This window comes from Actinoplanes sp. NPDC049265, assembly GCF_043197135.1.
Lineage (GTDB): Bacteria > Actinomycetota > Actinomycetes > Mycobacteriales > Micromonosporaceae > Actinoplanes.
Window position 1 is genome coordinate 125401 of the sequence record NZ_JBICSP010000006.1, and the last position, 26892, is coordinate 152292.

Below are 26892 nucleotides of genomic sequence, written 5' to 3' on the forward strand. Positions count from 1 at the left end.
CCGCCTCAGACGTTCCGCTCATATACCATCCGCAGCCCGATCAGCGTGATCATCGGCTCGTACGCGGTGATCGTCCGGCACTCGTCCTTCACCAGCGGCGCCAGCCCGCCGGTGGCGATCACCGCGCGTACCGAGCCCAGCTCCTCGGTCATCCGCTCGACGATTCGGTCCACCTGCCCCGCGAAGCCGAAATACATCCCCGACTGCAGACACTCGACGGTGTTCTTGCCGATCACCGACCGCGGCCGGGCCGGCTCCACCTTGCGCAACTGGGCGGCCCGGGCGGCCAGCGCGTCGAACGAGATCTCGATGCCCGGCGCGAACGCCCCGCCCAGGAACTCGCCCTTGGCGCTGATCACATCGAAGTTGGTGGTGGTGCCGAAGTCCACGACGATCGACGGCCCGCCGTACAACGCGTGCGCGGCGAGCGTGTTGACCACCCGGTCGGCGCCCACCTCCTTCGGATTGTCGATGGCCAGCTGCACGCCCGTCTTGACGCCCGGCTCGACCACCACGTTGGGCAGGTCACCGTAGTGCCGCGCCAGCATCCCGCGCAGACTCCGCAGCGCCGCCGGCACCGTCGAACAGGCGGCCACGCCGGACACCTCGACCGCGTCCCCCGCCAGCAGCCCGCGGAACATCAGCCCGAGCTCGTCCGCGGTCGACCGCGCGTCCGTCTTGATCCGCCAGTTGTGCACCAGCTTGTCGCCGTCGAAGGTGGCCAGCACGGTATTGGTGTTCCCGATGTCGATACAAAGCAGCACGGTCCCGATTGTTCACCGCAAACCCATTCGGCGGGTACGCCGGGCGGGCCCCACAACCGCAGATCCGGTCTGACCCAGTGCCGGAGGACGCTCAGCGAGCTCTCAAGTCCATCGCGATGTCCATGATCGGCGACGAGTGGGTCAGCCCGCCCACCGACAGATAGTCGACCCCCGTGGCGGCGTACTCAGCGGCCGTCTCCAAGGTCAGGTTCCCCGTGGCCTCCAGCTCAGCCCGGTCCCCCACCCGCTCGACCACCTCCCGCAACAACCCCGGCCGCATGTTGTCGCACAGCAGAAAGTCGGCCCCCGCCGCCACCGCCTCGACCGCCTCGTCCACGGTCGTCACCTCGACCTGCACCGGCACGTCGGGAAACGCCGCACGCACCCGCTCATAGGCCGCGGTAATGCTGCCCGCCGCCAGCTTGTGGTTGTCCTTGATCATGGCCACGTCGTACAGGCCCATCCGTTTGTTCGTGCCCCCACCGGCCCGGACCGCGTACTTCTCCAGCTCGCGCAACCCCGGCGTGGTCTTCCGGGTGTCCAGAACGGTCGCCTTGGTCCCGGCCAGCACATCCGCCCAGCGCCGCGCGTGGGTGGCCACCCCCGACATCCGGCAGAGCAGATTGAGAGCGGTGCGCTCGGCGGTCAACAACGCCCGGGTCGGCCCGCTGACCGTCGCCAGCACATCGCCCCTGACCACCGCCGCGCCGTCGGCCACCCGCTGCTCGAACGTGGCCCGGCCACCCGAGGTGACCGCGAAGACCTGAGCCGCGACGGTCAGGCCGGCCACCACCCCCGGGGCGCGGGCGACCAGGTCGGCGGTGTCGGTCTGGTCGGCGGGGATGGTCGCCTCGCTCGTGACGTCCCGTGGCGGGGTACCCAGATCCTCGTCCAGCGCCGTCCGGACGATTCGCTCCACGGAAGCCACATCCAGGCCGGTTCTGCTCACGATCACCACTTAACCATTGGGGGTGGGGCGCTATCCACAGGACTGTGGACAGGTCACAGGATCGCCAGGATCGCGCGCTATGTTCGGGCCCCACCCGGTGCTGGGGTGGGGGCGGTCCAGCGGGGCGCGGGCGGATTTTTTCGGTGGTAGGGGTGGGCGGTGTCCAGGCCCCAGCTACCACCGCGGACGGCAACGGTAGGGGCCGCGCCCGGTGGTAGGACCTGACGGCAACTGCCCGCCGCGCGCCGCCCGGCGCTACCGCTGATGGTCGGGGCGGTGGGAGGCGGCGGGGAAATGGCTGGAACACCGGGACCTGCATCAACGATCTGCCTATGATCGACAAAACGGACATCGATCGGGAGGCTCGGTGCGGTTTCGGGGGTGGGTGGCCGGTGCGCTGCTTCTGGTGCTGGCCGGCTGCGGGAACCCCGGTGGGGTGGACGGCGACCTGACCGACGGGTGGGGTGCGATTCAGGCGCCGACCGGATTCACGCCGGAGCCGGGGGCCTGTCACCTGGCCAACTTCTCGAATGTGGGCACGCGCGCGGCCTACGAGGAGGTCGACTGCGATCTCAAGCACCGGACCGAGACCGTTTTCGTCGGCAAGTACGCGGATCCGGCCGCCCAGGCCGCCGCGCCGCCGGCCGACGACTCGGCGGCGGCGCGCGGGGCGTACCAGACGTGCGACGCCAAGACCAGCGCCTATGTGGCAGCGCCGTGGCGTACGGGGCGGTTCTGGATCGGGGTCACGCACCCCTCGCCGGCGGCCTGGACCGGTGGCGCCCGCTGGTTCCGGTGCGAGGTGCTGGAGATCAGTTCAATCGAGGACGACGGCGGGCTGGTCATGCGGCTCGGCACGGTCAAGGACGCGTTGAAGGCGAGCGGCTCGGATCTGCTGCTCGGGTGCTATGCGATCCAGCTGGACTCGAACGGGGCGATCAGCACGATGCCGGCGGCCAGTTGCGGGGCCCGGCACAACGCCGAGTTCGTGGGGGTCTGGGATGCGGATGACCTGGACTATCCCAAGGATGACAAGCAGTGGGCGAAGTTCCACGAGGGGTGCCGGAAGCTGATCGCCTCCTTCGCCAAGGTGCCGGACGACGCCGACCTGCAGTATCGGACCGGCGTGGTGTCGCTGCCGGGCGGCGAGGACGTGTGGCGGCTCGGTGATCATGGGGTGCGCTGCTACATGTGGCTGGACGGCGCCGAGCTGACCAAGTCGCTCAAGGGTGTGGGGATCAAGGAACTGCCGGTCCAGTACAAGTAACTCAGCGCACTATTCGCGCCCCGAGTGTCGAAACTCGCGTCCGCCCGATGAACACTGAGCGGATGGATCTCCCCGCATTGCCCCGTCGTCTGGCCGCCCCGGAGCCGGGCTGGACCGAGACCACCGACGTCGTGGTGGTCGGGTCCGGCGTGGCCGGGCTCACCGCCGCGTTGCACCTGCGGGAGCAGGGCCTGCACGTCACCGTGGTCACCAAGGTCAACATCGATGACGGGTCGACGCGCTGGGCCCAGGGCGGCATCGCGGCGGTGCTGGATCCGCTCGACACGCCGGAGGCGCACGCCTTCGACACCGAGATCGCGGGGGTCGGGCTGTGCGACCCGCGTGCGGTCCGGGTGCTGGTCGAGGAGGGGCCCGCCCGGGTACGCGAACTGATGCGTCTCGGCGCGGCGTTCGACCGGCATCCCGACGGGACGCTGATGCTGACCCGGGAGGGCGGGCACCGGGCCGACCGGATCGTGCACGCGGGCGGTGACGCCACCGGGGCCGAGGTGCAGCGGGCGTTGCACGAGGCGGTGCACCGCGACCCGTGGATCCGGCTGGTCGAGCACGCGCTGGTCCTCGACCTGCTGCGTACCCCGAACGGGCGGGCCTGCGGCATCACCCTGCACGTACTCGGTGAGGGCTCGGACGACGGCGTCGGCGCGATCCTGGCCCGGGCGGTGGTGCTGGCCACCGGTGGCATGGGTCAGGTGTACGCGTCGACGACGAACCCGTCCGTCTCCACCGGCGACGGGGTGGCCCTGGCCCTGCGCGCCGGCGCCTCGGTCACCGATGTGGAGTTCGTGCAGTTCCACCCGACGTCGTTCGTGACCGCGAGCGTCAACTCGGTGCAGCGCCCGCTGATCTCCGAGGCGTTGCGGGGCGAGGGGGCGCACCTGGTCGACGAGACCGGCAAGCGGTTCATGGTCGGGCAGCACGAGCTGGCCGAGCTGGCGCCTCGCGACGTCGTGGCCAAGGGCATCCACCGGGTGCTGCGCGCCACCGGGGCCGACCACGTCTATCTGGACGCCCGGCACCTGGGCAAGGACTTCCTGGAGCACCGCTTCCCGACGATCGTGGCGTCGACCCGGGCGGCCGGCGTCGACCCGGCCACCGAGCTGATCCCGGTGGCGCCGGCCGCGCATTACGCCTCCGGCGGCGTACGGACGGATCTGCACGGCCGCAGCAGCATCGACGGGCTCTACGCCTGCGGCGAGGTGGCCTGCACGGGCGTGCACGGCGCGAACCGGCTGGCCAGCAACTCGCTGTTGGAGGGGCTGGTGTTCGCGCGGCGGATCGCCGACGACATCGCCCGCGACCTGCCGGCCCAGGGCGACCCGGTGTCGTCGAGGGCCGAGTCGTGGGTGATACCGGACGCGGCCCGGCCCGACCTGCAGCGGGCGATGACCCGGGGCGCCGGGGTGCTGCGGTCGGCCGATTCGCTGGCGGCGACGGCCGGTGAGCTGTCCCGGCTGGGCGCCGAGCGCTCCCGCCCGCGCAATGCCGCCTGGGAGTCGACGAACCTGCTCACTGTCGCGTCAGCGCTGGTCGCGTCGGCCGCCACGCGCCTGGAGACGCGTGGCTGCCACTGGCGGGAGGACTACCCGAACGCCGCCGACGAGTGGCGCGGGCATCTGCTGGACGCGATCGACGCCCGCGGGCAGCTGGCCCAGACCTTCGAGGAAATGCCCTAGACGCCGGGCACGCCGACAGCAGCGCTGGTGGGGTCGGTGTCGCGGGCGAGGATCTTGTTGTCGGCGTCCACGTGGACGACGCGGGGCTGGTAGGAGCGGGCCTCGGCGTCGTCCATCTGGCCGTACGCGATGAGGATGACCAGGTCGCCGGGGTGCACCAGATGCGCGGCGGCGCCGTTGATGCCGAGCACGCCGGAGCCACGCTCACCGGCGATCGTGTAGGTCTCGAGCCGGGCGCCGTTGGTCACGTCGACGATCGCGACCTTCTCGCCGGGCAGCAGGTCGGCCGCGTCGAGCAGGTCCTCGTCGACGGTGACGGAGCCGACGTAGTGCAGGTCAGCCTGGGTGACAGTGGCGCGGTGGATCTTGGACTTGAGCATCGTGCGTTGCATCAGGGGCCTTCCAGGTCCAGCGGGACGTTGTCGATCAGACGGGTACGCCCGACCCTGGCCGCCACGAGCAGGCGGGCGGGGCCGGACTCCGGAGCCGGGCCGAGCAAGGGATCGGTCAGGGCCAGATAATCGAGCCGCACACCCGTACCCCCCTCGAGGATCTTGCGAGCGGTCGACAGCGCACCCTCGGCAGTGGCCTGCGCCGCACCGGCCCGGAGGGCCCGGGACAGCGTGAGGGCGGCCTCGCGCTCGGCCTCCGACAGGTAGCGGTTGCGGCTCGACCGGGCCAGGCCGTCCGGCTCGCGCACCGTCGGCACCACCCGCACGTCGACCGGGAGGTCGAGGTCACGGACCATCCGCCGGACCAGCGCGACCTGCTGGAAGTCCTTCTCGCCGAAGAACGTCAGGTCGGCCCGGGTCAACTGGAGCAGCTTGCAGACGACGGTGAGCACGCCGGTGAAGTGCCCGGGCCGGCTCGCACCCTCGAAGATCTCGCCCAGCCGGCCCGCCTCGACCCGCACGGCCGGCAGACCACCCGGATACATCTCGTCGACGCTCGGCGCGAACACCACGTCGGCGCCCTCGGCGGCACAAACCTCGAGATCTTTTTCGAGGGTACGCGGGTAGCGGTCGAAATCCTCGTTCGGCCCGAACTGCAGGGGGTTCACGAAGATGGTCACGATCAGCCGGTCGGCGTGGGCGCGGGCGGCCCGCATGAGCTCCCGATGCCCGTCGTGCAGCGCTCCCATGGTCAGCACCACGGCCACCGTGCCCGGCATCGCTTTGCGGACCGCCTGCAGCCCCAACTTGGTCTCGACCAGCTCGGTCATCGCGGCCCCGTCCGGTCGAGCCCGCCCGGTCATCGGACGGCTTCCGTCAGGTGGGACAGCACGTCCAGCAGGTGGGTGGCGTCCTGGGTGCGCAGGCGACCCGAGGCGATCGCCCGATCGGCGGTGCGGCGGGCCAGCGCCAGATAGGCCGGCAGCGACTCGGCCGGGACGCTCGCCAGGTGGCGGCGAACCGTGCCGGCGTCGCCGCGGGAAACCGGACCGGTCAGTGCGGCGTCACCCAGGCGCAGCGCATTGTCGAGGGCGGCGGTCAGCAGCGGGCGCAGCACCGTGGCCGGCTGCTCGACGCCGGCCGCCCGCAGGATCGCGGCCGCCTCGTTGACCAGCGTGACCAGGTGGTTGGCGCCGTGCGCGAGCGCCGCGTGATAGCGGGGCCGCTCGGCCTCGGCGATCCATTCCGGGACGCCACCCAGGTCGGCGACCAGGCGCGTCGCGAAGCCGCGATCGTCGGCGGTGACTCCCCAGGCGATGCCGGGCAGCCGTTCCAGATCCCCCGGCTCGCCGGTGAAGGTCATCGCCGGATGCAGGGCCAGACCGGTCACGTCACCGAGAACGGCCACGCCGTGCGCACCGGACGTGTGCGCGACCATGCGCGTCTGGGACAGGGCGCCCGTCTCGGCCAGGCCGGCGACCACCGCGCGGAGGGCGTCGTCGGGCACAGCCAGCAGCAGGAGGTCACGTGCGGCCCGGGCGACCTCGTCGGCCGGAAGCACCGGCACGCCGGGCAACAGGCGCGCGGCGCGCTCGAGCGAGGCAGCCGACACGGCGGCGGTGGCGGCCACGTCATGCCCGGCCGCACGCAACGCGGCGCCCAGCACGGCGCCCACACGGCCGGCGCCGACCACGCCGATGACCAGCGGTTCAGTCTTCATCTGTAGATCCAGTCCTCATTCACAGGGGTACCGGTCCGAGCCAGTATGCGCCCGTTTCACGGCCCGGAAACAATGGATGTGGCCAACCGCACCGGTCCCGTACGGTGGCGTGGTGAACGGGGTGGGCTGGCGCGCGGCGATGGAGGCGGCGCTCTATGGACCGGACGGATTCTTTGTACGGGACGGCGACGGGCCGGGTGGGCACTTTCGGACCAGCGTGCACGCGTCGCCGTTGTTCGCCGGGGCGGTGGCTCGGCTGATCGGGCGGGTTGACGAGGCGCTCGGGCATCCGCCGGTGCTCGACGTGGTGGATGTCGGCGCGGGGCGGGGTGAGCTGCTTGTGGCCCTGCTCGAGGCGCTGGAGGGCGACAGGGCGCGGGGGCGGCGCTCGGTGGAAGCCTGTGGACAGCCGACAGAAACGTCTGCCTGTGGACAGCCGACGGAAAATGTCGCCGCCGGCCGCTACGTTTCGGCCCACCCAGTGCACGGGGTGGGGGAGGTGGCGGCCGACGCGGACAAAAACGGCGAATCGGGCAGGGTGATGCGGCCGCTGGGGGAACGGGTGCGGCTGGTCGCGGTGGAAAAGGCGAGCCGGCCCGCGGGGCTGGACGGGCGGGTCGAGTGGCGAGAGCAACTGCCCGACCAGGTGACCGGGCTGATGCTGGCCACGGAATGGCTGGACAACGTGCCGATCGACGTGGCCGAGGTGGACGGCGACGGGGAGCCTCGGCGGGTGCTGGTCGACCCGCTTACGGGGGCGGAACAGCTGGGGCCGCTGCTTGAGGGCGCGGATCGGCGGTGGTGCGAGCAGTGGTGGCCGGCCGGGGGCGGTGAGCGGGTCGAGATTGGTTCGAGCCGGGATTCGGCCTGGCGGGACGCGGTGAGCCGGCTACGGAGGGGCCTCGCTCTGGCGGTCGACTATGGGCACCTGAGGGACGACCGGCCGCGGCCGGGGACGTTGACCGGGTTCCGGGGCGGGCGGCAGGTGGTGCCGGTGCCGGATGGGTCGTGCGATGTCACGGCACATGTCGCCATGGATGCGGTGGCGGTCGCGGGCGGTCACCCGTACACCCTGATCAGTCAGCGGGAGGCCCTCCGAGCGTTGGGGGTCGACGGCGCGCGACCACCGCTGGACCTGGCCCGCAGCGACCCGGCGGCTTATCTGCGGGCGTTGAGCGGGGCGGGGGCGGCGGGCGAGCTGACCGATCCGGACGGGCTGGGCGGGCACTGGTGGCTGCTGCAGTGGGTCGGGCTGAGCGAAAGCGGGCCGGGTAAAAGCGGGCCGGGCGAAACCGAGCGCGAGAGGCTGCTGCAGCCGGCGGGGCTGAGCGAAAGCGGGCCGGGCGAAAGCGGGCCGGGCGAAAGCGGGCCGGGTGAAACCGAGCACGAGAGGCTGCTGCAGTCGGTCGGGCTGAGCGAAAGCGCGCGTGGCACGATGCTCGGGTGAGTGATGTGCGGGAGATGACCGTCGGCACCGGTGCGGGGCTGGACACCGCCGACATGGTGCTGAACATCGGGCCGCAACACCCCTCCACGCACGGCGTGCTGCGGCTCAAGCTCACCCTGGACGGCGAGCGGGTGACCGCGTGCGAGCCGATCGTCGGCTACATGCACCGCGGCGCCGAGAAGCTGTTCGAGGTGCGCGACTACCGGCAGATCATCGTGCTGGCCAACCGGCACGACTGGCTGTCGGCGTTCAGCAACGAGCTCGGCGTGGTGCTGGCCGTCGAGCGGCTGATGGGCATCGAGGTCCCGGAGCGCGCGGTCTGGCTGCGGATGGCGCTGGCCGAGCTCAACCGGGTGCTCAACCACCTGATGTTCCTGGGGTCGTACCCGCTGGAGATCGGTGCGATCACGCCGATGTTCTACGCGTTCCGCGAGCGCGAGACCATCCAGGCGGTGATGGAGGAGGTCTCCGGCGGGCGTATCCACTACATGTTCAACCGGGTCGGCGGCATCAAGGAGGAGGTCCCGGCCGGTTGGACGCGGCGTGCGCGGGAGGCCATCGGTCAGGTCCGTCGCCGGATGCCCGACCTCGACCGGCTGATTCGCAAGAACGACATCTTTCTGGCGCGTACGGTCGGAGTCGGCGTTCTGACCGCCGAGCAGGCGGCGGCGTACGGCGCGTCCGGACCGGTGGCCCGGGCCAGTGGTCTCGACCTGGATCTGCGGCGGGACGAGCCCTATCTGGCGTATGACCAGCTGAACGTGCCCGTGGTGACGCGAACCGCCGGCGACTGCCACTCGCGCTTCGAGGTGCTGCTCGATCAGGTGTACGTGTCGCTCGACCTGGCCGAGCAGTGTCTGGACAAGGTGGACACGATCGGCGGCCCGGTCAACGTGCGGCTGCCCAAGGTGGTCAAGGCACCCGAGGGGCACACGTACGCCTGGACCGAGAACCCGCTCGGCATCAACGGCTACTACCTGGTGTCGCGGGGCGAGAAGACCCCGTGGCGGCTCAAGCTGCGCACCGCGTCCTACGCCAACGTGCAGGCCCTGGCCACGCTGATTCCCGGCTGTCTGGTGCCCGACCTGATCGCGATCCTGGGCTCGATGTTCTTCGTCGTCGGCGACATCGACAAGTAGGTCGCGTCACCAGTTCTTGCCGTGGCGCTCCTCGGCCTCGGACCAGCCCGGGTAGCCCTCGTCGACGGTGCCGAAGCCGCCGGCCTCCCAATAATTGCCGTTCCCGTAGTAGCCGTCGTCCTCGTCGTCCCCCGCCGCCGCGTGATCCGGCTTGGACCGCCGCCCGGTGTAACCGAGGTCGACCGCGGTGACGTCGGCCCGCCGCTTACCGCCCTGATCGCCGCCGGGCAACGCCCCGGAGTCGTCCACGCCGCGGCTCGCTCCATAGACACCGCCGCCGCCGGCGTAGGCCTCGCTCGAACCCGAGCTGTAGATGTCACCGGACGGCTGGCCGTCACCGTAGATGTCACCGGACCGATCGGCGGCGTAGATCTCCCCCGAGCGCTCGCCGCCGTAGATCTCCCCCGAGCGCTCGGCGCCGTAGATGTCACCGGACCGCTCGCCGCCATAGACCTCGCCCGAGCGGTCGGCGCTGCCGTAGACCTCACCGCCACGGTGGGCAGCCGGCTGCGGGCGGGCCTGCGGCGGGCGCCGGCCGGGGCCGGGAACGGAACCGGTGCCGCCGCCGGGGCCAGAAACGGTTCCGACGCCGGGGCCGGGACCAGGACCGGCGCCGACGCCGGGGCCGGAAACGGCGCCAACGCCCGGGACGGGAACGGCGCCAACGCCCGGGACGGGAACAGGACCGGTACCGACGCCGGGACCAGCGTCACCCGGGCCGGCGGCCCGGCCGGGCGGGTTCGGGGCGCGACCGGGCGGGTTCGGCGCACGGCCGGGTGGATTCGGGCCACGGCCAGGCGGGTTCGGGCCACGACCGGGCGGGTTCGGGGCGCGACCAGGCGGATTCGGGGCGCGGCCGGGGCCGGCGACCTGGCCCGGCTGCGGTGGGCGACCCTGGACCGGGCGACCGCCCGGGTGCGGCGGGTGCGGGCCGGGCCGGGCCGGGCGCGGATTGCCGTAGGTGCCGCCGGGCGCGGTTGGTTCGGCCGGCGTGGAAAAGACCGGCGGCACCTGGGCGGCGCCACGACCACCACGCGGCTCGGACCAGCCACCGGCCTCGTCGGCGCCGGACCAACCGGACTGATCCTCGTCGGACCAGCCGGATTCGTCGCCGTCGGACCAGCCGGACTGATTCGGCTCGGACCACCCGGGCGGGTCGGCCGGCCAACCGGGAGCGGAAGCGACACGCGCGGCCCGAGCCACCCCAGCACCACCACCAACAGCCGCGCCCCCGACAGCAGCTCCGCCGACAGCCGCGCCGCCGACAGCAGCACCACCAACAGCCGCGCCCCCAACGGCGGGACCGCCGACGACCGTGCCGGTGTTGGGGATCGGCCGACCGCCGGTGCGTTGACCAGGCTCGCGAGACGGAGAGACCGGCGTCGACGGACCGGCGCCCACTCCCCCGGGCGGCGCACCACCGGGACGAGGCGGCGCCCCGGGCCGGGAGCGGGGCCCGACCCCCGAACGCTGCGGCGGCACCGCCGCGACCGGCCCGTTCGGCACCGGTGCGACCGGGGCCGCGGCGGGCGCCGGCGGGGCGGGCGGCATCGCGCGTACCCGGGCGCTGACGGTGGCGATCTCGGCGCGCATCTCCTCGCGGAGCGCGCCCACCTCCTCGGCCACGCGGTCCTCGACCTGCATCCGCAGCAGGACCGGATCATTGCGGACCAGCAGCGACGCGCCGACCAGCACGACGCACACGGCGATCAGCAGCACCGCGAACCGGATCGGGCCCTGGCTGCTGCCCAGCATCACGACCAGCGCGGCCACCGGGGCGAGGCTCACGCCGCCCCAGACGAGCGCGCGCAGCAGGCGCGCGTTCTGCCCGTTTTCAGCAACCCGGTCGGATGACATGGACGCCGATGTTACTCATCCTCATCCGGGTACGAAACGGGCAGCGCCAGGCTTCCTGGTGAACATGAAATCCAGGGAGCCTGGCGCCGGGTTTGTCAATCCGGTCTAGCCCGCGGCCAGTGCCGCATCCGAGCTGAACACCAGGCCCACGCTGACCGTGCCCTGCTTGAGGCCGGTCTTGGTGAGCGGGCCGCCGGCGTCGAGCGAGGTGAACTTGCCGGCCTGGAAGTTGTACGTGGAGACGAGGCCGGCCTGGCACTTGGGCCGCTGCGGGCACTCTGGGGGCCCACCGAGCACGGTCGCCGAGCCGGAGCACTTGGCGGCCAGGTCGGACAGGCTCTTGACCGCGTTCTTGTCGGCGAACGCCTGGGTCACCGCGAACGCGTTCTGGTCCTGTGCGGTGGACGGCTTGCCGAAGACCAGCCCGGTCTTCTGGCCCAGCTCGGTCAGGGCGGTGATGGTCTTGTCGAGGTCGGGGGAGGACGGGTCGGCCGCCTTCTCGCCGTTGACCTTGCCGTTGAGGAAGCCGGCCAGGGTCGCCGCGTACTCGGGGACGACGTCGATGTCGCCCTTCTCCAGCGCGGGCTCGTACAGCTCGCGGTTGCCGATCTGCTGGACCTTGACCGTGTAGCCGGCCGAGGTGAGCGCGAGTGCGTACAGCTCACCCAGGGTGGCGTTCTCGGCGAAGTTGGCCGCACCGACGGTGATGGCGCCGCCCTTGCCCTTGGTGATGCCGGCCGTCACGTTGTTGGCCGTCGCGAACTCCTGCGCGGCCGCCTTGGACGACTTGCGGTCGACGTCGACGGCCTTGTTGAGCTCGATCAGCTTTTGCGTGTCGAGGGCGGCGGACACCTTGTCGAGCGCCGCGATCAGCTCGGGGCTGGACGACTTGGCGTTGATCGCCGGGATGACGTTGTCGGTGTTCTGCAGCTTTTTGTCGTCGTCGAGCACGACGAGCTTGTCACCGGCGGCGGGGGCGCAGCCCGCCCCGGAGGCACCCGCGGCCGGGGCCTCGGTGCCCGACGAGCCGGCGTTGCCACAGCCGGAGAGGATGACGACGGCCGCCGTTAAGGACGTGGCCGTCAGGAGCAGGTGTCGACGCATTACTGCCGCCTTCTGTGTCCCGGATCGGCGAGGTGGCCGAGCCGCGTGTCCGACGGGCAGTCGGTAGGGGCCGATGCCCGTATGAATCTTCCACTGCTCTTCCTACCTGCTGGGTATGACAACTTCGCAGGTGGTGTGGCGACCGTTACCCAGCCGGTACCGCCGCCGGGCTGGAGCGACGGCGCCGGCGAACCCGCAACGGCCGGGGGGTGACGGCGCGTTGAAGGATGGCCAGCAGGCCTTCGACGACCAGCGCGAGCAGGGCCACCACGATGCCGCCGGCGACGATCTGCCCGCCGCCGCCCTGGCTCATCCCGATACCGAAGCCGGCACTGATGATCTCGCCCAGGCCGCCGCCGTTGACGAAGGCGGCCAGCGCGGCCGTGGCCACCACCTGCACCGCGGCGGTACGCAGCCCGGCCGCCAGGTAGGGCACGCTGAGCGGCAGCTCGACCTGGCGCAACAGCTGCCCGCCGGACAGGCCCATCCCCTTGGCCGCGTCCCGGGTCTCGGGGTCGATCTGCCGGAGCCCGGTGTACGCGTTGGCCAGCAGCGGCGGCACCGCGAACACGGCCAGCGCCACGACCACCGGCGGCTGCCCGAAGCCGAGCGGGGTCAGCGGCAGGATGGTGAGCAGGGCCAGCGTGGGGATGGCCAGGGTGAGGTTGGCGACGGTGATGACCGCGCCGCCGCCCCGCCCGCGGTGGCCGAGCCAGATGCCGATCGGCCAGCCGATCACGCAGCCGAGCAGCACGGCCAGCCCGCTGATGGTCAGGTGCTCGACCAGCCGGTCGAGCAGTCCACCGGGGTTGGTCCAGTTCAGCGGGTCGTTGAGCCAGACGAAGCCCTGCTGGAAGTAGTTCATGACGCCCGCCGCCCCCGGATCCACGGTGTGAGTAGCCGGCCGACCCCGGCCAGCACCAGGTCGAGCACGAGCGCGAGGGCCACGCAGAGGATCGCGCCGGTGAGGATCTGGGCCTTGTAGAAGTTGTTGCGGAAGCCACCGAGGATGAGGTCGCCGAGCCCGCCCTGACCGATGATCGAACCGACTGTGACCAGCGCGACTGTAGACACCGTGGCCAGCCGGAGGCCGGTGATGATGCCGGGCAGGGCCAGCGGCAGCTCGATCCGGAAAAGGCGCCCGAACCGGCCGTACCCCATGCCCGCGGCCGCGTCGCGAACCTCGTCCGGAACGCCGGTCAGCCCGGCCAGCGAGTTGCGGACCAGGACGAGCAGGGCGTAGAGGACGAGGGCGACCAGGACGGACGCGATGTTGGTGGTGCCCAGCAGGGGGGCGAGCATCGCCAGCAGTGCCAGCGACGGAATCGTGTACAGGACGCCCGACAGTGCAAGAATCGGCCCGGTCAGCGGTCGTATCCAGTAGGCGACGACCGCGAGTGGTACGGCGACGACGAGCGCGATGAGCACGGTCTCCGCGGTGAGTTCCGCGTGGATGATCAGCTTGTCGAGGATCGCGTCGGCGTTGTCGCTCAGATAGCGCCAGGAGAACCACGGGTTTCCGGGCCCGTCATCGGCGGGCGCGGCCAGCGGGGACGCCGCGAGGTCCCACGACAGGAAGGACATACGTGGACGCTACCGCGATCACCGACTCCGGCGCTGGCCGGAGCGCGGCGTCGATCACGCTGGAGAATGTGGGGAAGGTCTATCCCGACGGGACCGTGGCGGTCGGCGACATCAGCCTCGACGTACCCGCGGGTGAGCTCGTGGTTCTGATCGGCCCGTCCGGTTCCGGCAAGTCCACCGTGCTGCGGATGATCAACCGGCTGATCGAGCCGTCCAAGGGGCGGATCCTGATCGACGGCGAGGACGTGACCGACCAGGATCCGGTCGAGCTGCGCCGCCGGATCGGCTACGTGATCCAGAACGTCGGCCTCTTCCCGCATCAGAGCATCCGCACCAATGTGGGTACGGTGCCCCGGCTGCTCGGCTGGCCCAAGAAGCGGACCAACGAGCGCGCCGACGAGTTGCTGGACCTGGTCGGCCTGGACCCCTCCCGGTTCGGTGGCCGCTATCCCAACGAGCTGTCCGGCGGTCAGCGGCAGCGGGTCGGGGTGGCTCGGGCGCTGGCCGCCGACCCGCTGGTGCTGCTGATGGACGAGCCGTTCTCGGCGGTCGACCCGATCGTGCGCGGCCGGCTGCAGGAGGAGTTCCTGCGGCTGCAGGCCGCGGTACGCAAGACGATCGTGCTGGTCACCCACGACATCGATGAGGCGGTACGCCTGGGCGACCGGATCGCGGTCCTCGGTGAGGGCGGCCGGCTGCTGCAATACGCGCCACCGCCCGAGCTGCTCAGCAAGCCGTCCTCGGCGACGGTGCGTGACTTCGTCGGCGCCGACCGGGGCATCCGCCGGCTGACCGTGACTCCGCTGCGTGACGCTCTGCGCCCGCTGGGCCGGGTCGAGGACATCGAGCGGCTGCCGACCGTGGAGGCCGGTGGCACGCTCTACGACGCGCTGGCCGCGATGCTCACCGCCGACGCTCTGAACGTGGTGGCGGTGGATGACGGCACGCCGGTCGGCACCGTCTCCCGCTCCGCGATTTTCGAGGTGCCGAACGCCGAGGCGGTTGCCTGAGGAAACTCTCAGCTTCCACATTGAACTAGGGTGCTAGGGTCATAGCACTTTAGTCGATTGGAGGCTGTCCGTGATCGATTTCCATCTGGACGCCCGGTCCGGCGTGGCGCCGTACATGCAGCTCATCCACCAGGTCCGGCGGGCCATGCGGCTCGGCCTGCTCAGCGAGGGCGACCAGCTACCCACCGTCAAAGAGGTGGTCGGCAAGATCGCCATCAACCCCAACACGGTGCTCAAGGCCTATCGCGAGCTGGAGTACGAGGGCCTGGTCAACCTGCGCACCGGGGTCGGCACGTTCGTCGCCCGTACGCTCAGCCCGGACACGTCCGCCCACGCCCCGCTGCGGGCCGAGCTGGAGCGGTGGCTGGCTCGGGCACGCGAGGCCGGGCTCGACGACGAGAGCATCGAGGCCCTGTTCGTCAGCGCTTTTCGTGCCCAGGCGGAGGCCCGATCATGACGGACGCGATCGTGACTGAGGGCCTGACCAAGAGGTACGGCCGCAAGACCGCGCTCAACGACTGCACGCTGAGCGTCCCCAGCGGCCGGGTCGTCGGCCTGGTCGGCCCCAACGGCGCCGGCAAGTCCACCCTGCTCCAGCTGGCCTGTGGGCTGCTGCGGCCGACGTCCGGCGCGATCCGGGTCCTCGACGGGCAGCCCGGCGACTCCCACCAGGCGGCCAGGATCGGCTTCGTCGCCCAGGACACCCCGACGTACGCGCACCTGAGCATCGCCGAGCACCTCCGCCTCGGCCGCGCCCTCAATCCGGGCTGGGACGACGCCCTGGCCCGGGACCGGATCGCCGCACTCCGGCTCGACCCGGCACAGAAGGCGGGCAAGCTCTCCGGCGGTCAGCGGGCGCAGCTCGCGCTCACCCTGGCCGTCGCCAAACGCCCCGACCTGCTGCTGCTGGACGAGCCGGTCGCCGCGCTCGACCCGCTGGCCCGGCGCGAGTTCCTGCAGGGGTTGATGGAGCACACGGCCGAGCACGGCACCTCGCTCGTGCTCTCCTCGCACCTGGTCGGCGACCTGGAACGCACCTGCGACTACCTGATCGTGCTGGTCGCGTCCCGGATCCGGGTCGCCGGCGACGTCGACGAACTGCTGGACCAGCACCACCGGGTCAGCGGGGCCCGACGCGAGGCCGGCACCCTGCCCGCCGGCCACGAGGTGATCCACCAGAGCCACGCCGGCAAACAGACCACGATGATCATCCGCAGCTCGGCCCCGATCGACGATCCCTGGTGGACCGTGGAGCCGCTCGACCTCGAGGACCTGGTCCTGGCGTACATGACCGAGGCCGCCGGCGCGGGCCCGGCGCGAGTGCTGGAGGGACAACGATGACCTGGTTGACGTGGCGACAGTTCCGTACCCCCATCGCCCTAGTCGGTGCCCTGGTCGCGGCGCTCGCGGTCGCACTCGTGGTGACCCGGCCCGCCCTGGTCGACCTGTTCCGGTCGACCGGGATGGACACCTGCGGCAGCAACTGCGCCAACCAGGCCAAGGACTTCCTGCTCCGCTCCGAGAGCCTGGCCGCCGCACCCCTGTTCCTGGCCGGCGCGGCCATGGTCTACCTGATCCCGGCCATCATCGGCATCTTCTGGGGCGCCCCCATGATCGCCCGCGAGCTCGAGTCGGGCACGTACCGCCTGGCCTGGAGCCAGAGCATCACCCGCACCCGCTGGCTGACGGTCAAGCTGCTGGCCGGCGCGGCCGCCGCGATGCTGGCGGCGGGACTGCTCAGCCTGGTGGTGACCTGGTTCTCCAGCCCGTTCGACACGGCACGGGCGAACCGGCTGATCCCCGAGCTGTTCGGAGCCCGCGGCATCGTGCCGATCGCGTACGCGGGGCTGGCCTTCGCTCTGGGCGTGCTCATCGGAACGGTTCTGCGCCGAACCGTCCCGGCCATGGCCCTCACCCTGCTCCTGGTCGTCGGAATCCAGGTGCTCATGCCGACCCTCGTGCGGGGTCACCTGATCACGCCCATGCACGACAGCGCGGCGATCACCGCCCAGCCCGGCGGCGGCGGCGAGGACTTCTTCGAGGAGTTCCTGATGAGCGACGACGGCAGCATGACCGTCGTCCCCAAGCTCGACAAACCGGGCGCCTGGGTGATGTCGAACCGCGCCGTCACCGCCGACGGGTCGACCTTCCGCGGACCGTACGACCCCAACTCCTGCGGGCGGGAAGCGGGCGGCGGACCGAAGAAGTGCGAGGAGTGGGTGCTGTCGCAGAACCTGCACCATGACGCGGTCTACCAGCCGGCGAGCCGATTCTGGCCGCTGCAGTGGATCGAGTCCGGGCTGATCCTGGCGGTCACGGCGCTGCTGGGCCTGCTCACCTTCTGGTGGGTACGCCGCCGCCTCAGCTGACCGGCGTACCGGGCGGTCCCGGGAGCGGGACCGCCCGGCCGTGGACGTGCCGTTGGGGGACGGATGGGCGGCACGCCCTGGTCAAGGCCGTGTTTCGCAGTCCCGCCGGGGCTGCGGCGTGGCCTACGACCGTGTGCCTCGGCGGCCGCCGAGGGTGACCAGTCCGATCAGCCAGCCGACGAAGATGCCGTAGGTGGCGCCGGACCCGGCCGACTCGAACGCGCGGAGCAGCGTCGGGTTGGCCAGGAACAGAGTGGTCAGGAGCGCGGCGAAACCGCAGGAGAAGATGTACGCACCCCAGCCGGCGAAGAACTGGCTGATCGTGCCGCGGGCCCGGGCGAGCTGAGAACCGGGCAGGAGGAAGAGGAAGAGCGCGGTCAGGACGACCACCAGGATCGCCCGGAGGTCCTGCACGACGATCTCGCGCAGGGAGTCACCGGAGTCGATGTACCACGACGGCCAGCCGAGCAGCCGGAGGAACCAGCCGCCCGCGGTCGCGGGATTCGTGTTGTCCGCCGCCCAGTCCCGGTACCACGGGCTACCGAAGACCAGGACTAATATCAGGGCGGCGGCGGTGCCCGCGCCGGGCGCGGACTTGTACTTGTTGCCGAGAGCCATGGGCCGCCTATTTCCCAGGCGGCCGGATGCTTCAAACGACGGCGCTGAATGTCCTATTTCTGCAGGTAGTCGATGAACGCGGCCCGCAGCAGGGGCTCCTGTTCGCCGTAGCCGTGGCCGGTCAGCTCACGCCACAACGCGACCGCCTCGTCGACCGTCGGACCGACCGAATTGGGCGCGCCGTCCAGTGCCGACGCCTCGTCCGAGTCGGGCAGGTGCTTGAACACCGACCAGAAGAAGCTCAGGTCGCGCTTCTCCCGCGCCTTGGCGAACGCGCGCTCGCGCAGCTCTTCGGTCTCCAGCGCGTCCAGCTCGGCAAAGCTCGCAGAGGTCATGGTCACAGTCTAGGCAGGGCTCCGGACCGACACTCCGAGGCGGCGGAACTGGGCCATCAACTCAGTCGTCCCAGCGGTCGGCGCGCTGCTGTGGCTGGGCGGGGGGCTGCTGCCATGTTTCCGGCTGGTCGGGGTGCCAGGTGCCGGCCGACGGGGCCGCCGTCATCTGCCAGTCGTCGTCGTAGCCGATGGTGGGCTGGGGGCGGCCGTACGTCTCGATCAGGCGGGTGACGACCAGGCCGGCACCGAGGAGGGCGGCGGCGATGGCGTACATGGCGATGTCGAGGTCGCGGCGGTCGGCGTAGTCCAGGAACAGGGTGAGCGCGGCGGTGGCCAGGAGCGTGCCGAAGATGCCGCCGCGCCGGCCGAACGCGCTGGTGCCGGCCAGCATCGCCACGCCGATGGCGATGCCGGTCCACTCGAAGCCGGGCTCGGGCTGGACCGGGGTGTTGGGCCGCACGGTGGCCAGCAGGATGCCGGCCACCACCGCGAACAGCGAGGAGAAGACCAGGGCGGCGACCACGGGCACGGTCACGCCGGCGCCGCGACGGCGGGCCGGGTCGGTGACCGGGCGCATCTTGCCGATGAACCGGCGCAGCGGCGCCACCGTGCCGGTCGCCCCGCCCAGCACGGCCAGCAGCGCGAACCCGCCGAACAGGAAGAACGCCTGGTCGGAAGGGTCGAAGGTGCCCTGCACGTTGACCGGGCCGGTGCGCAGCTGGTTGTAGACGACCACGCCGAGCCCGGCGGCCAGGGTGGCCACCCAGCCGGGCACGTGCAGGCTGATCACCAGGATGGCCACGGCCAGGCCGGCGATCGCGGCGATGATCAGCGCGGGGACGGCCGCCTGGAGCAGGCCCTTGTCGCCGTTCTCGGCGTACTGCAGCGACGCGGCGATCGCGATGGGGCCGACGGCGAGGTTGGGTACGCCGGCCCGCAGCGTCAACCCGGCCCCGAGGGCCAGCAGGCCGATCGCCGAGCCCCAGATGAGCAGCGTGTCCAGGGCCGGACGGCGCAGCGCGTCGGGCTCCAGTCGATACAGCAGGAAACCGATCGCCGCCACGGTGAGCAGCAGGACGATCTCCCAGCCGATGTGGATGCCCAGCCGGTCGCGGCCGGTGTCCTCGATCGGGACCAGGCGCAGCGGCGGCCCGCCGCCGTCGTCCGGATCGAGTCCGTGCCGGCTCCGGAAGTCCTGCGCGGCGTGACCTGTGCGGTACGCCGCTGGATCACTGACCTGCTCGTCGTACGCCATGTCCGCCTCCGCCCAGTCCTGCCCAGGATACGGATGTACCACCAGCGGGGTTCAAGACCAAGAGACAGGTCAGATGCGGTCGGGTGGAATGCCCGGCTCGTCGGTATCGTCCCGGTCCGGTGGGTCGGGCACGCGGCACGAACGCTCCAGCCAGAGCGCCGCACCGACCAGCGCCAGCGCCGCGACCACCCCGGCCGCGGTGGCCGGAAGTGAGTCGTTGGAGAACTCCCGGGACATGTCCAGGGCAAAGAACAGCAGCTGGCCGGCGCAGTATCCGCCGTACAGGGCGCCGGCCAGTGAGGACGCCTTGGCCAGGACCGCGTACCGGGCGACGGCCAGCGGCTCGACCGGCGGCGCGCCGCGTTTGCGCTGGACCCGGGCGGCCGTGTTCTGCGCGAGGATGCCCTCGGCGGCGGCCAGCGCGGCGATCACGATCACCGGCAGCCAGGGCGGGGCCGGCCACTCGTTGTAGAAGAAGCTGAGCAGCAACCACCCGACCGCCGCGGCGACCAGAGCGGCCACCACCAGCACGGAGATGCTGGTGGGACGGATCGAGGGGTCGGTGCGCGGACCGCTCGGGTTGTTGCTCACGGGTCCAACTGTAGTGACAGGCCGGAGCACGGGCTCATCGCGGCGGCGTCGGCGGCGAGCTCCGGCCGGGTGAGCAGGTCGGTGACCCAGCCATGGCCGGTGAGCTGGGCGTACGGCTGAATGTCGAGCCACGGCTTGAGGACGAAGGCCCGCAGATGGGCGCGCGGATGCGGCAGGGTCAGCTCGGGATCGTCACTGGTCACCGGCGTGTCGTCGGGGCCGTACACCTCGATCACGTCGACGTCCAGGGGGCGCGGCCCGAAGCGGCGGTCCGGGTCGCGGACCCGGCCGGCGTCCTTCTCGCAGGCCCGGGCCAGCTCGAGCCAGCCCGCCGGCTCGATGTCCGGATCCAGGACCATCACGACGGCGTTGAGGTACGCGGGCTGAGCGCGATCGTCCCCCCAGGGCGGTGTCTCGTACACGCCGGAGGCGAGCAGCACCCGGTCGCCGAGCAGGTCGACGGCCCGGCGCAGATGGCCGGCGCGGTCGCCCAGGTTGCTCCCCAGCGACAGGATCGCCCTGGTCACCGGGTCCTCCGCAGCACCACGGCGACGTCGGCGAACTCGTGCGGGATCGGCGCCTGCGGCTTGTGCACGGTGATCGTGGCCGCCTCGACCCGGGCGTCGGTCAGGCACTCGGCGGCCAGCCGGTCGGCCAGGGTCTCGATCAGGTCGACCGGTTCACCCGCGACGATGGCGGCGAGGCGGCCGGCCAGCTCGCCGTAGTGCACCGTCCGGGTAACGTCGTCGGTGGCCGCGGCCGGGGCTAGGTCCAGCTCGAGCTCGGCGTCGATGACGAAGTCCTGGCCCTCGGCCCGCTCGACGTCGTACACGCCGTGGCGGCCGCGGATCCGCAGGCCGGTCAGCCGGATTCGGTCGCTCACGGCGTACCCACCGAGGGTTTGACCAACCGCGGGGCGCCTGACGCGCGCCACACCTCGAGCGCGTCCCGGGTCGCGCGCACCTCGTGCACCCGCACGCCCCACACTCCGGCCGCCACCGCCAGCACGCTGGTGGCCAGCGTGGCCGCGTCGCGTTCGGGGGCCGGCCGCGGGATGCCGTCCGGCCCGGCCAGCAACCGGCCCAGATAAGACTTGCGGCTGGCCGCGAAGAGCACCGGGTGGCCCATCCCGAGCAGCACGTCGAGCCGGCGGGTGAGCGCCCAGTTGTGGGTGGCGTCCTTGGCGAAGCCCAGGCCCGGGTCGATGATGATCCGCTCGGCGGCGACCCCGGCCGCGAGCGCGGCCTCGACCCGCTGCGCCAGCTCGGCGGCGACCTCGGCGACCACGTCGTCGTAGCGGGCCAGGGCGTTCATGTCGCGCGAGGGCCCCCGCCAATGCATGATCACGTACGGGCAGCCGGCTCGCGCCACCAGCGGCGCCATGTCCGGGTCGGCCAGGCCGCCGGAAACGTCGTTGACCAGCACCGCCCCGGCCTCCAGAGCCGCCGCGGCGACCTCCGACCGGGTGGTGTCGATGCTGGTCGGCACGCCGGCGGCGGTGAGCGCGGAGATCACTGGGACAACCCGCGAGATCTCGGTACGCGCGTCCACGCGCTCGGCGCCCGGCCGGGTCGACTCGCCACCGACGTCGACCAGGTCGGCCCCGTCGTTCCTGATCGCAATGCCGTGCGCCACAGCGGCGTCGGTGCCGGCGTAGAGACCGCCGTCGCTGAAGCTGTCCGGGGTGACGTTCAGGACCCCCATCACCACGGGGTGATCCAGGCTCACTAGCTGGTCACCGATTATCACAATCCAAAACCTAGCCCCAGTCGATCTTCGTACGTATGTACTGTCGCGGCTGCCGCAAGGGGGATTCACCTGCGCCGTCACTCAGGTTCAGTCACGCCCTCACCTTGGGTAACGAATCAGGCAGCTTGTAGGTAAGAGGGGCGGCCCGTACGCTTCGGGACAGGCATCATTTGAAGGACCGAAGGAAGCAGATGGGCTAGCGGAGGACGGGTCGCCCTTACGGCTCACTGGACTCAGGTGCGCCAGAAGTAGCACCATATGGGGTTGCCGTCAGGCTTCACAACTGCAGTGATCGATCTTTCTGTCGGTCACCCGGGAGGTTTACCGATGATCGCCACCGACTTCGCCGCCCAGGCAGCGACGGTGCTTCAGCAAGGCGCAGTGCTCGCGGCCGATCAGGGCCAGATCAACACGAACGGCATAGTGTCGTTCTTCGCGAGCAACATCGCCCCGATCCTGCTCGCCGTGCTCGGCGTCATCTTCATCGGCCGAGCCAGCCGGGGCGAGATCTCCAAGGTCCTGACCAGTTCAGCGATCGCCATCGTCGGGCTCGCGTTCATCGCCGGCGCGGCCACGCTGTTCTTCGTCGGCGACCGCCTGATCGATCTGATCTTCACCTGAGCCATGCGCCTACGCACGGATGACGACATCTACCGGGCACGGCTCGTCTACCTCGGGCCGCCCGGCTACACGCTGCCGATGCACCTGCCGTACGCGCAGTATGGGATGTTCATCCTCCTTGTTCCGTTCTTTATGTTCTTGCACTATCTGATCTCGTTCGAGATCGATCCCTTCCCCGCGTGGGAGATCGCTCTCGCGATGGTCAGCACGTCGTACGTGTTCCGCCACGTCGACCCCGACCGGCCCGCCCGGGCGGTCATCCGCACCGCGCTCACCGACTGGCGGCGCACCCGCGAGCCGGCCGCCGAGCGACGCGACCCCCGTCTCGTCGCGACCCGCATCCGGGTTCGGGAGGAGCTGATATGAGACTGCCAAGTCCTGTCGCACGCCCGAGCGGGGCCACTTCATGACCACATCCCCTCCGCCGGGGCGTCCCCGCGGCGGATCTCCTCAGTCGGCCAGGCAAAGTAACGGTATGCGTTCGAATGATTACGCTGAGGCCAACGGTTCCGAGGAGTTCAACTCTCCCGACACCGAGTTGGTGACGAGTCCCGGGCACGGGGCCGTCGGAGTGTTCCAGGCGCCGCAACCGGTGCGCCCCCGCGCCAACGGCGGGCCGGGCCTGGACAACTCGCTGGACATCGACTCGCCGTTCCTCGATCTCTTCGGTGGGGCGCCCGCCTCGGCACCGCCGGTCCCGCCGCCGGCCGAGGAGCCGCACACCCCGCCGTCCGACGACGATGACTTCGACTTCGGATTCGAGTTCGAGGAGCGGACCCCGGCCGGGGCACCCGCGCCGGCCTCGGATTACGCGGCGCCGCCGGAGTTGGCGGTACTCGACCCCGGGCCGCCGCCGGAACTCGAGGTGACCCACCCCAACCTCCAGCCCGACCTCGCCTCGGCGCCGACCGTCGAGCAGCCGGCCGCGCGTGACGTCCCGGAGCAGCCGTCCTACGCGGACCAGCCCGCTTACCCGGAGCAGCCCGCTTACCCGGACCAGCCCTCCTACTCGGAGCAGGCGCACTTCGGGGAGGCTCGGGCGGACGGCGGAGAGTCGGCGTCGGGGTCGCAATCGGACCTCGACCGTCGCGGGGCCGCTCCGGCTGGGCCGCCGATCCAGCCCCCGCCGGTGCCGGCCGCGCCGCCGGTCGCTGAGACGGCCGACTACGACGAGGACTTCGGGGCCGGGCTGGAGGATTGGCCGGACGAGGTGCGTGGCGGGGCCGGAACGCCGGTTTCGCCCGCGGCGCCGCCGCGCCGGTCGGTCAGCGGGTCCCCGCTCAACCGGCCTCTCGACGCGCCGCCGCTCAACCGGCCTCTCGACGCATCGCCCTCCGACCGGCGGGTCGACGCACCGCCGTCCAACCAGCCATTCGACCCACCGCCGGCCGATCAGCCTTTCGACCCGCCGCCGGCCCACCGGCCTCTCGACGCGCCGCCGGACCGATCCCTGGGCCGGGCGCCGCGGGACGACCGGGCGCCACGGGATCGGGCGCCGGGGCGGGGACAACAAGAACGAACCCGCGGCCGGGCGGACGAGTCGCGCGGCCAGGCTGCTGACGGGACGCCGCCGGGACGGCCGGTTTCCGCGCCGCCCGTGTCGACAGCGCCGCTGTGGCAGACCGTCGCCACGCCCGACCGGCGCCACGCCAACGGGCAGCACCCCGGGGTCACACCGGTGCCGCGCGCGCCGGAACGGGAGCTCGAGCCTCTGCGCACCGGGCGGGCACTGGCCGAACCCGAAACGCGCGACCTGCCGGCCACGATGCCCGAGAAGGCGCCGGCCCGGAAGCGGAAGCGCACACAGCCCGACAACCTTCCCGCCGTACGCCGGAAGGAGGTAAAACCGGCGCCGCTGAAGCCCAACAAGATCAAGTTCAGCGATCGCGACCCGGCCATCGAGCTGGCCATCAGTGAGATCGCCGGCCACCTGACCTTCACCCAGTCCACGGTCACAGCCTGGTACTGGCTGCCCGAGGTGCGCTGGGCGTTCCGGCCCGACGCCGAACGTGAGGCCCTGCTCTCGGCCATCTCCGAGCAGTACGCCGGCCTGGCCGGGTTCCGGCTGCACCTGCGGCGGACCACGCGGCCGTTCCCGGCCGACGAGTGGGCCCGTACCGTCGACTCCCTGACCGCCAAGCCCTTGGCCGACGTGGCCGGCGCGACCTCCTGGTCCGACCACCTGGTCGCCGCGCAGCGGCACCTGCTCTCGGTCAACCACGCCGAAGGCCAGACCTACCTGGGTGTGACGTTCGCGCGGCGGTCGCTGGGCGACACGTTCTCCGAGCGCGTCCTGCGCGTGTTCGGCAAGGGCACCTCGGACGGCGAGCGGCGCAAGCTGGGCCGGACCGTCGAGCAGTTCGACGAGGTGCTGAACGCGTTCGGCATGCGTGGGCGGCGGGTCAGCCCACAGGAGCTGGAGTGGCTGCTCTTCCGGTCGGTCGCGCTGTGCATGGCGCCGCCCGGGCCGCTGTCCCCCGTGACCAGCGGGCAATGGGATTCCGGGGACCTGCTGGCGCTGACCGAGCAGGTGGAACGGTACCGCACGCCCTACGGCTCGACGGTCAAGCTGGTCAACCGGATGACCGGCGAGGAGCGGCACGTCGCCGTGCTGTCCGTCGGTCGCATGGAGCCGCTCGAGATCCCCGAGAAGCACGAGCCGTGGCTGCACTTCCACGAGCGCCTGCCGTGGCCGATGGAACTGTCGTCGCGGATCGACATCCTCGGCTCGGGCAGCTCGTTCAAGAACCTCGAGCACCGGCTGCGGATGATCCGGTCCCAGCAGCTCGACTACGCCGAGCACGGCATCGACGCCCCGCCCGAACTGGAACGCCTGGCCAAGCGGGCACTGGTGATCGGCGACGAGATGACCACGGGACTTCCGGTCGAGTCGGCGCGGGCGCACGGCTGGCATCGGATCGCGGTCGGTGGGCGTACCCGGGAAGAATGTCTCGAACGAGCCCGCCGCCTGATCCAGCTCTACTCGCGGGAGCTGCGGATCTCGCTGCAGCATCCGAAGAACCAGGATCAGCTGGCTCGCGAGTTCATTCCCGGCGAGCCGATCGCCAACACCGGCTACGTGCGGCGGATGCCGGTCAAACTGCTGGCGGCGGCACTGCCGCAGGCCGCGTCCACGGTCGGTGACCGGCGGGGCGACCTGATCGGGCGTACCGCGGGAACCTGCCGGAGGCCGGTCTTCCTCGACCTGCACTTCCCGATGGAGGTGCGGGAGCGGTCCGGGCTGGGTGTCTTCGTGGCCGAGCCCGGTGGTGGCAAGTCGACGCTGATGGGCGCCCTGGGGTACCTCAATGCGCGGCGGGGCGTGCAGGTCACGCTGCTCGACCCGTCCGGCCCGCTGGCCCGGCTGTGCCAGATGCCGGAGCTGCGGCCGTACTCCCGAGTCCTCAATCTGACCGGCTCGGAGCAGGGGACGCTGGCGCCGTACGCGCTGATCCCGACGCCGGTACGCAGCGAGTTCCCGGCCGGCCCCGGCGGCGACCGGGAATACGAGATCGGCGTGTCCAACGCCCGCGCCGAGCGCCGCATGCTCGTGCAGGACATCTGCTCGATGCTGGTGCCGCCGCAGGTGGCCAAGGAGGCGTCCACGGCGACGCTGCTGCGGCACGCGGTGCGGCAGGTGCCGGCCGAGGAGACGTCGACGCTGGACGATGTCGTGCGTACGCTGCAAGGCCTCGACGACGACGGCAAGGAGCTGGCCAACCTGCTCCTGGACACGGCCGAGATGCCGCTGGCGCTGCTGTTCTTCGGCTCCCCGCCCAGGCATCTGCTGGGCGCCGACGCCACGCTGACGGTCATCACCATGGCCGGCCTGCGCCTGCCCGACCTGAAGATCGAGCGCGAGTACTGGTCGGCCGAGGAAAGCCTCGCCCTGCCCATGCTGCACACCGCGCACCGCCTGGCCGTCCGCCGCTCCTACGGCGGCTCGATGTCGGCCCGCAAGATGGTCGGCCTGGACGAGGCGCACTTCATGGAGGGCTGGCGCTCCGGCCGTTCGTTCCTGGTCCGCCTGGCCCGAGACTCCCGCAAGTGGAACCTGGCGGCGCTGGTAGCGTCGCAGAACCCGCGCGACATCCTCGGCCTCGACGTGCAAAACCTGGTGTCGACGGTGTTCGTCGGCCGGATCGCTGAAGACCAGGAGATCGCCAGCGAGGCGCTCCGGTTGCTGCGGGTGCCGGTCCACGACGGGTACGAGGCCACGCTGGCGTCGCTCTCCCAGGTGGACACTTCGTCCGCCACCAGACTCGGTTTCCGTGAGTTCGTGATGAGGGACGTGGACGGGCGGGTGCAGAAGGTCCGGGTCGACGTGTCATACGTCGACGGCCTCCTCGACCACCTGGACACGACACCGGCGGCCCAGGCGCCCCCGGTAACCACCATTCCGAGCATGTCCGACCTGGAGGGTTGAG

26 protein-coding genes and 1 pseudogene are annotated in these 26892 nt (G+C 71.4%); 11 read left to right on the plus strand and 16 right to left on the minus strand.

What is annotated here, in order from left to right; translation table 11 throughout:
* Positions 1-5: 5 nt before the first annotated feature.
* Both ACGFIO_RS17225 and nadC read right to left on the minus strand, forming a co-directional pair.
* On the minus strand, positions 6-764 hold the full coding sequence (locus ACGFIO_RS17225; RefSeq protein WP_392827230.1) for a type III pantothenate kinase: 759 nt from the start codon (positions 762-764) through the stop codon (positions 6-8).
* Between the two features lie 91 nt (positions 765-855).
* A complete protein-coding gene (gene nadC, locus ACGFIO_RS17230) occupies positions 856-1722 on the minus strand; it encodes a carboxylating nicotinate-nucleotide diphosphorylase (RefSeq protein WP_392827231.1) in 867 nt (288 codons plus the stop codon).
* A 358-nt stretch (positions 1723-2080) separates the two neighbouring features.
* Between nadC and ACGFIO_RS17235 the strand changes: the two genes are divergently transcribed.
* Together ACGFIO_RS17235 and ACGFIO_RS17240 are read left to right on the plus strand one after the other, a co-directional pair.
* On the plus strand, positions 2081-2980 hold the full coding sequence (locus ACGFIO_RS17235; protein WP_392827232.1) for a septum formation family protein: 900 nt from the start codon (positions 2081-2083) through the stop codon (positions 2978-2980).
* A gap of 47 nt (positions 2981-3027) precedes the next feature.
* Positions 3028-4674, plus strand: coding sequence for an L-aspartate oxidase (locus ACGFIO_RS17240; RefSeq protein WP_392827233.1), 1647 nt, complete (start codon positions 3028-3030; stop codon positions 4672-4674).
* On the opposite strand, the gene panD is transcribed toward ACGFIO_RS17240, so the two are convergent.
* The 3 genes from panD to ACGFIO_RS17255 are packed head-to-tail and all read right to left on the minus strand — an operon-like array spanning position 4671 to position 6786.
* A complete protein-coding gene (gene panD, locus ACGFIO_RS17245) occupies positions 4671-5066 on the minus strand; it encodes an aspartate 1-decarboxylase (protein WP_392827234.1) in 396 nt (131 codons plus the stop codon). The two genes, ACGFIO_RS17240 and panD, sit on opposite strands and share 4 nt — an antisense overlap.
* Positions 5066-5896, minus strand: coding sequence for a pantoate--beta-alanine ligase (gene panC, locus ACGFIO_RS17250; RefSeq protein ID WP_392827235.1), 831 nt, complete (start codon positions 5894-5896; stop codon positions 5066-5068). The genes panD and panC overlap by 1 nt, the downstream gene beginning before the upstream one ends.
* A 29-nt stretch (positions 5897-5925) precedes the next feature.
* Positions 5926-6786 carry a Rossmann-like and DUF2520 domain-containing protein gene (locus tag ACGFIO_RS17255; RefSeq protein WP_392827236.1) on the minus strand — a complete coding sequence of 287 codons (861 nt, stop codon included), beginning with the start codon at positions 6784-6786 and terminating at the stop codon, positions 5926-5928.
* Between the two features lie 139 nt (positions 6787-6925).
* Here ACGFIO_RS17255 and ACGFIO_RS17260 point away from each other — a divergent pair.
* Positions 6926-8044 (plus strand): annotated as a pseudogene (locus ACGFIO_RS17260) (SAM-dependent methyltransferase); the annotation flags it as partial.
* Positions 8045-8247: 203 nt separating this feature from the next.
* Positions 8248-9372, plus strand: coding sequence for an NADH-quinone oxidoreductase subunit D (locus tag ACGFIO_RS17265; RefSeq protein ID WP_392827458.1), 1125 nt, complete (start codon positions 8248-8250; stop codon positions 9370-9372).
* A 6-nt stretch (positions 9373-9378) separates the two neighbouring features.
* Here ACGFIO_RS17265 and ACGFIO_RS17270 read toward each other — a convergent pair whose 3' ends face one another.
* The 4 genes from ACGFIO_RS17270 to ACGFIO_RS17285 all read right to left on the minus strand — a co-directional run bounded on the left by ACGFIO_RS17270 (position 9379) and on the right by ACGFIO_RS17285 (position 13917).
* A complete protein-coding gene (locus tag ACGFIO_RS17270) occupies positions 9379-11229 on the minus strand; it encodes a hypothetical protein (RefSeq protein WP_392827237.1) in 1851 nt (616 codons plus the stop codon).
* A gap of 105 nt (positions 11230-11334) precedes the next feature.
* Positions 11335-12333 (minus strand): glycine betaine ABC transporter substrate-binding protein, encoded by a 999-nt coding sequence (locus tag ACGFIO_RS17275; protein WP_392827238.1) that lies wholly within the window; start codon positions 12331-12333, stop codon positions 11335-11337.
* Positions 12334-12478: 145 nt separating this feature from the next.
* Complete coding sequence (locus tag ACGFIO_RS17280) at positions 12479-13198, minus strand: ABC transporter permease (protein ID WP_392827239.1); 720 nt, start codon at positions 13196-13198, stop codon at positions 12479-12481.
* Positions 13195-13917 (minus strand): ABC transporter permease, encoded by a 723-nt coding sequence (locus ACGFIO_RS17285; protein WP_392827240.1) that lies wholly within the window; start codon positions 13915-13917, stop codon positions 13195-13197. Before ACGFIO_RS17285 ends, ACGFIO_RS17280 begins: the two co-directional genes overlap by 4 nt.
* Positions 13918-13919: 2 nt before the next feature.
* Between ACGFIO_RS17285 and ACGFIO_RS17290 the strand changes: the two genes are divergently transcribed.
* From ACGFIO_RS17290 to ACGFIO_RS17305, 4 genes are all read left to right on the plus strand, one after another.
* Complete coding sequence (locus tag ACGFIO_RS17290; RefSeq protein WP_392827241.1) at positions 13920-14927, plus strand: ABC transporter ATP-binding protein; 1008 nt, start codon at positions 13920-13922, stop codon at positions 14925-14927.
* 70 nt (positions 14928-14997) lie between these two features.
* Positions 14998-15384 carry a GntR family transcriptional regulator gene (locus ACGFIO_RS17295; RefSeq protein WP_392827242.1) on the plus strand — a complete coding sequence of 129 codons (387 nt, stop codon included), beginning with the start codon at positions 14998-15000 and terminating at the stop codon, positions 15382-15384.
* On the plus strand, positions 15381-16268 hold the full coding sequence (locus ACGFIO_RS17300; protein ID WP_392827243.1) for an ABC transporter ATP-binding protein: 888 nt from the start codon (positions 15381-15383) through the stop codon (positions 16266-16268). The genes ACGFIO_RS17295 and ACGFIO_RS17300 overlap by 4 nt, the downstream gene beginning before the upstream one ends.
* A complete protein-coding gene (locus tag ACGFIO_RS17305) occupies positions 16265-17296 on the plus strand; it encodes an ABC transporter permease subunit (RefSeq protein WP_392827244.1) in 1032 nt (343 codons plus the stop codon). Before ACGFIO_RS17300 ends, ACGFIO_RS17305 begins: the two co-directional genes overlap by 4 nt.
* A gap of 123 nt (positions 17297-17419) precedes the next feature.
* Here the strand turns inward: ACGFIO_RS17305 and ACGFIO_RS17310 are convergent, their stop codons facing one another.
* The 7 genes from ACGFIO_RS17310 to folP form a co-directional block, all read right to left on the minus strand.
* On the minus strand, positions 17420-17914 hold the full coding sequence (locus ACGFIO_RS17310) for a hypothetical protein (RefSeq protein WP_392827245.1): 495 nt from the start codon (positions 17912-17914) through the stop codon (positions 17420-17422).
* A gap of 53 nt (positions 17915-17967) precedes the next feature.
* Complete coding sequence (locus ACGFIO_RS17315) at positions 17968-18249, minus strand: hypothetical protein (RefSeq protein WP_392827246.1); 282 nt, start codon at positions 18247-18249, stop codon at positions 17968-17970.
* Positions 18250-18310: 61 nt separating this feature from the next.
* Positions 18311-19504, minus strand: coding sequence for an ABC transporter permease (locus ACGFIO_RS17320; RefSeq protein ID WP_392827247.1), 1194 nt, complete (start codon positions 19502-19504; stop codon positions 18311-18313).
* A gap of 69 nt (positions 19505-19573) precedes the next feature.
* The gene (locus tag ACGFIO_RS17325; RefSeq protein ID WP_392827248.1) at positions 19574-20095 is read right to left on the minus strand and encodes a DUF3180 domain-containing protein; all 522 of its coding nucleotides are present in this window, start codon (positions 20093-20095) and stop codon (positions 19574-19576) included.
* A complete protein-coding gene (gene folK / locus ACGFIO_RS17330; protein ID WP_392827249.1) occupies positions 20092-20622 on the minus strand; it encodes a 2-amino-4-hydroxy-6-hydroxymethyldihydropteridine diphosphokinase in 531 nt (176 codons plus the stop codon). The genes ACGFIO_RS17325 and folK overlap by 4 nt, the downstream gene beginning before the upstream one ends.
* Complete coding sequence (folB, locus tag ACGFIO_RS17335; protein ID WP_392827250.1) at positions 20619-20978, minus strand: dihydroneopterin aldolase; 360 nt, start codon at positions 20976-20978, stop codon at positions 20619-20621. Before folB ends, folK begins: the two co-directional genes overlap by 4 nt.
* On the minus strand, positions 20975-21799 hold the full coding sequence (folP, locus tag ACGFIO_RS17340; protein WP_392827459.1) for a dihydropteroate synthase: 825 nt from the start codon (positions 21797-21799) through the stop codon (positions 20975-20977). The genes folB and folP overlap by 4 nt, the downstream gene beginning before the upstream one ends.
* A 372-nt stretch (positions 21800-22171) precedes the next feature.
* Here folP and ACGFIO_RS17345 point away from each other — a divergent pair, with 372 nt between their 5' ends.
* The 3 genes from ACGFIO_RS17345 to ACGFIO_RS17355 all read left to right on the plus strand — a co-directional run bounded on the left by ACGFIO_RS17345 (position 22172) and on the right by ACGFIO_RS17355 (position 26891).
* Complete coding sequence (locus ACGFIO_RS17345; RefSeq protein ID WP_392827251.1) at positions 22172-22465, plus strand: hypothetical protein; 294 nt, start codon at positions 22172-22174, stop codon at positions 22463-22465.
* Positions 22466-22468: 3 nt separating this feature from the next.
* Complete coding sequence (locus tag ACGFIO_RS17350) at positions 22469-22831, plus strand: hypothetical protein (RefSeq protein WP_392827252.1); 363 nt, start codon at positions 22469-22471, stop codon at positions 22829-22831.
* Between the two features lie 109 nt (positions 22832-22940).
* A complete protein-coding gene (locus ACGFIO_RS17355; RefSeq protein WP_392827253.1) occupies positions 22941-26891 on the plus strand; it encodes an ATP-binding protein in 3951 nt (1316 codons plus the stop codon).
* The last annotated feature ends 1 nt before the right edge of the window (position 26892 follow it).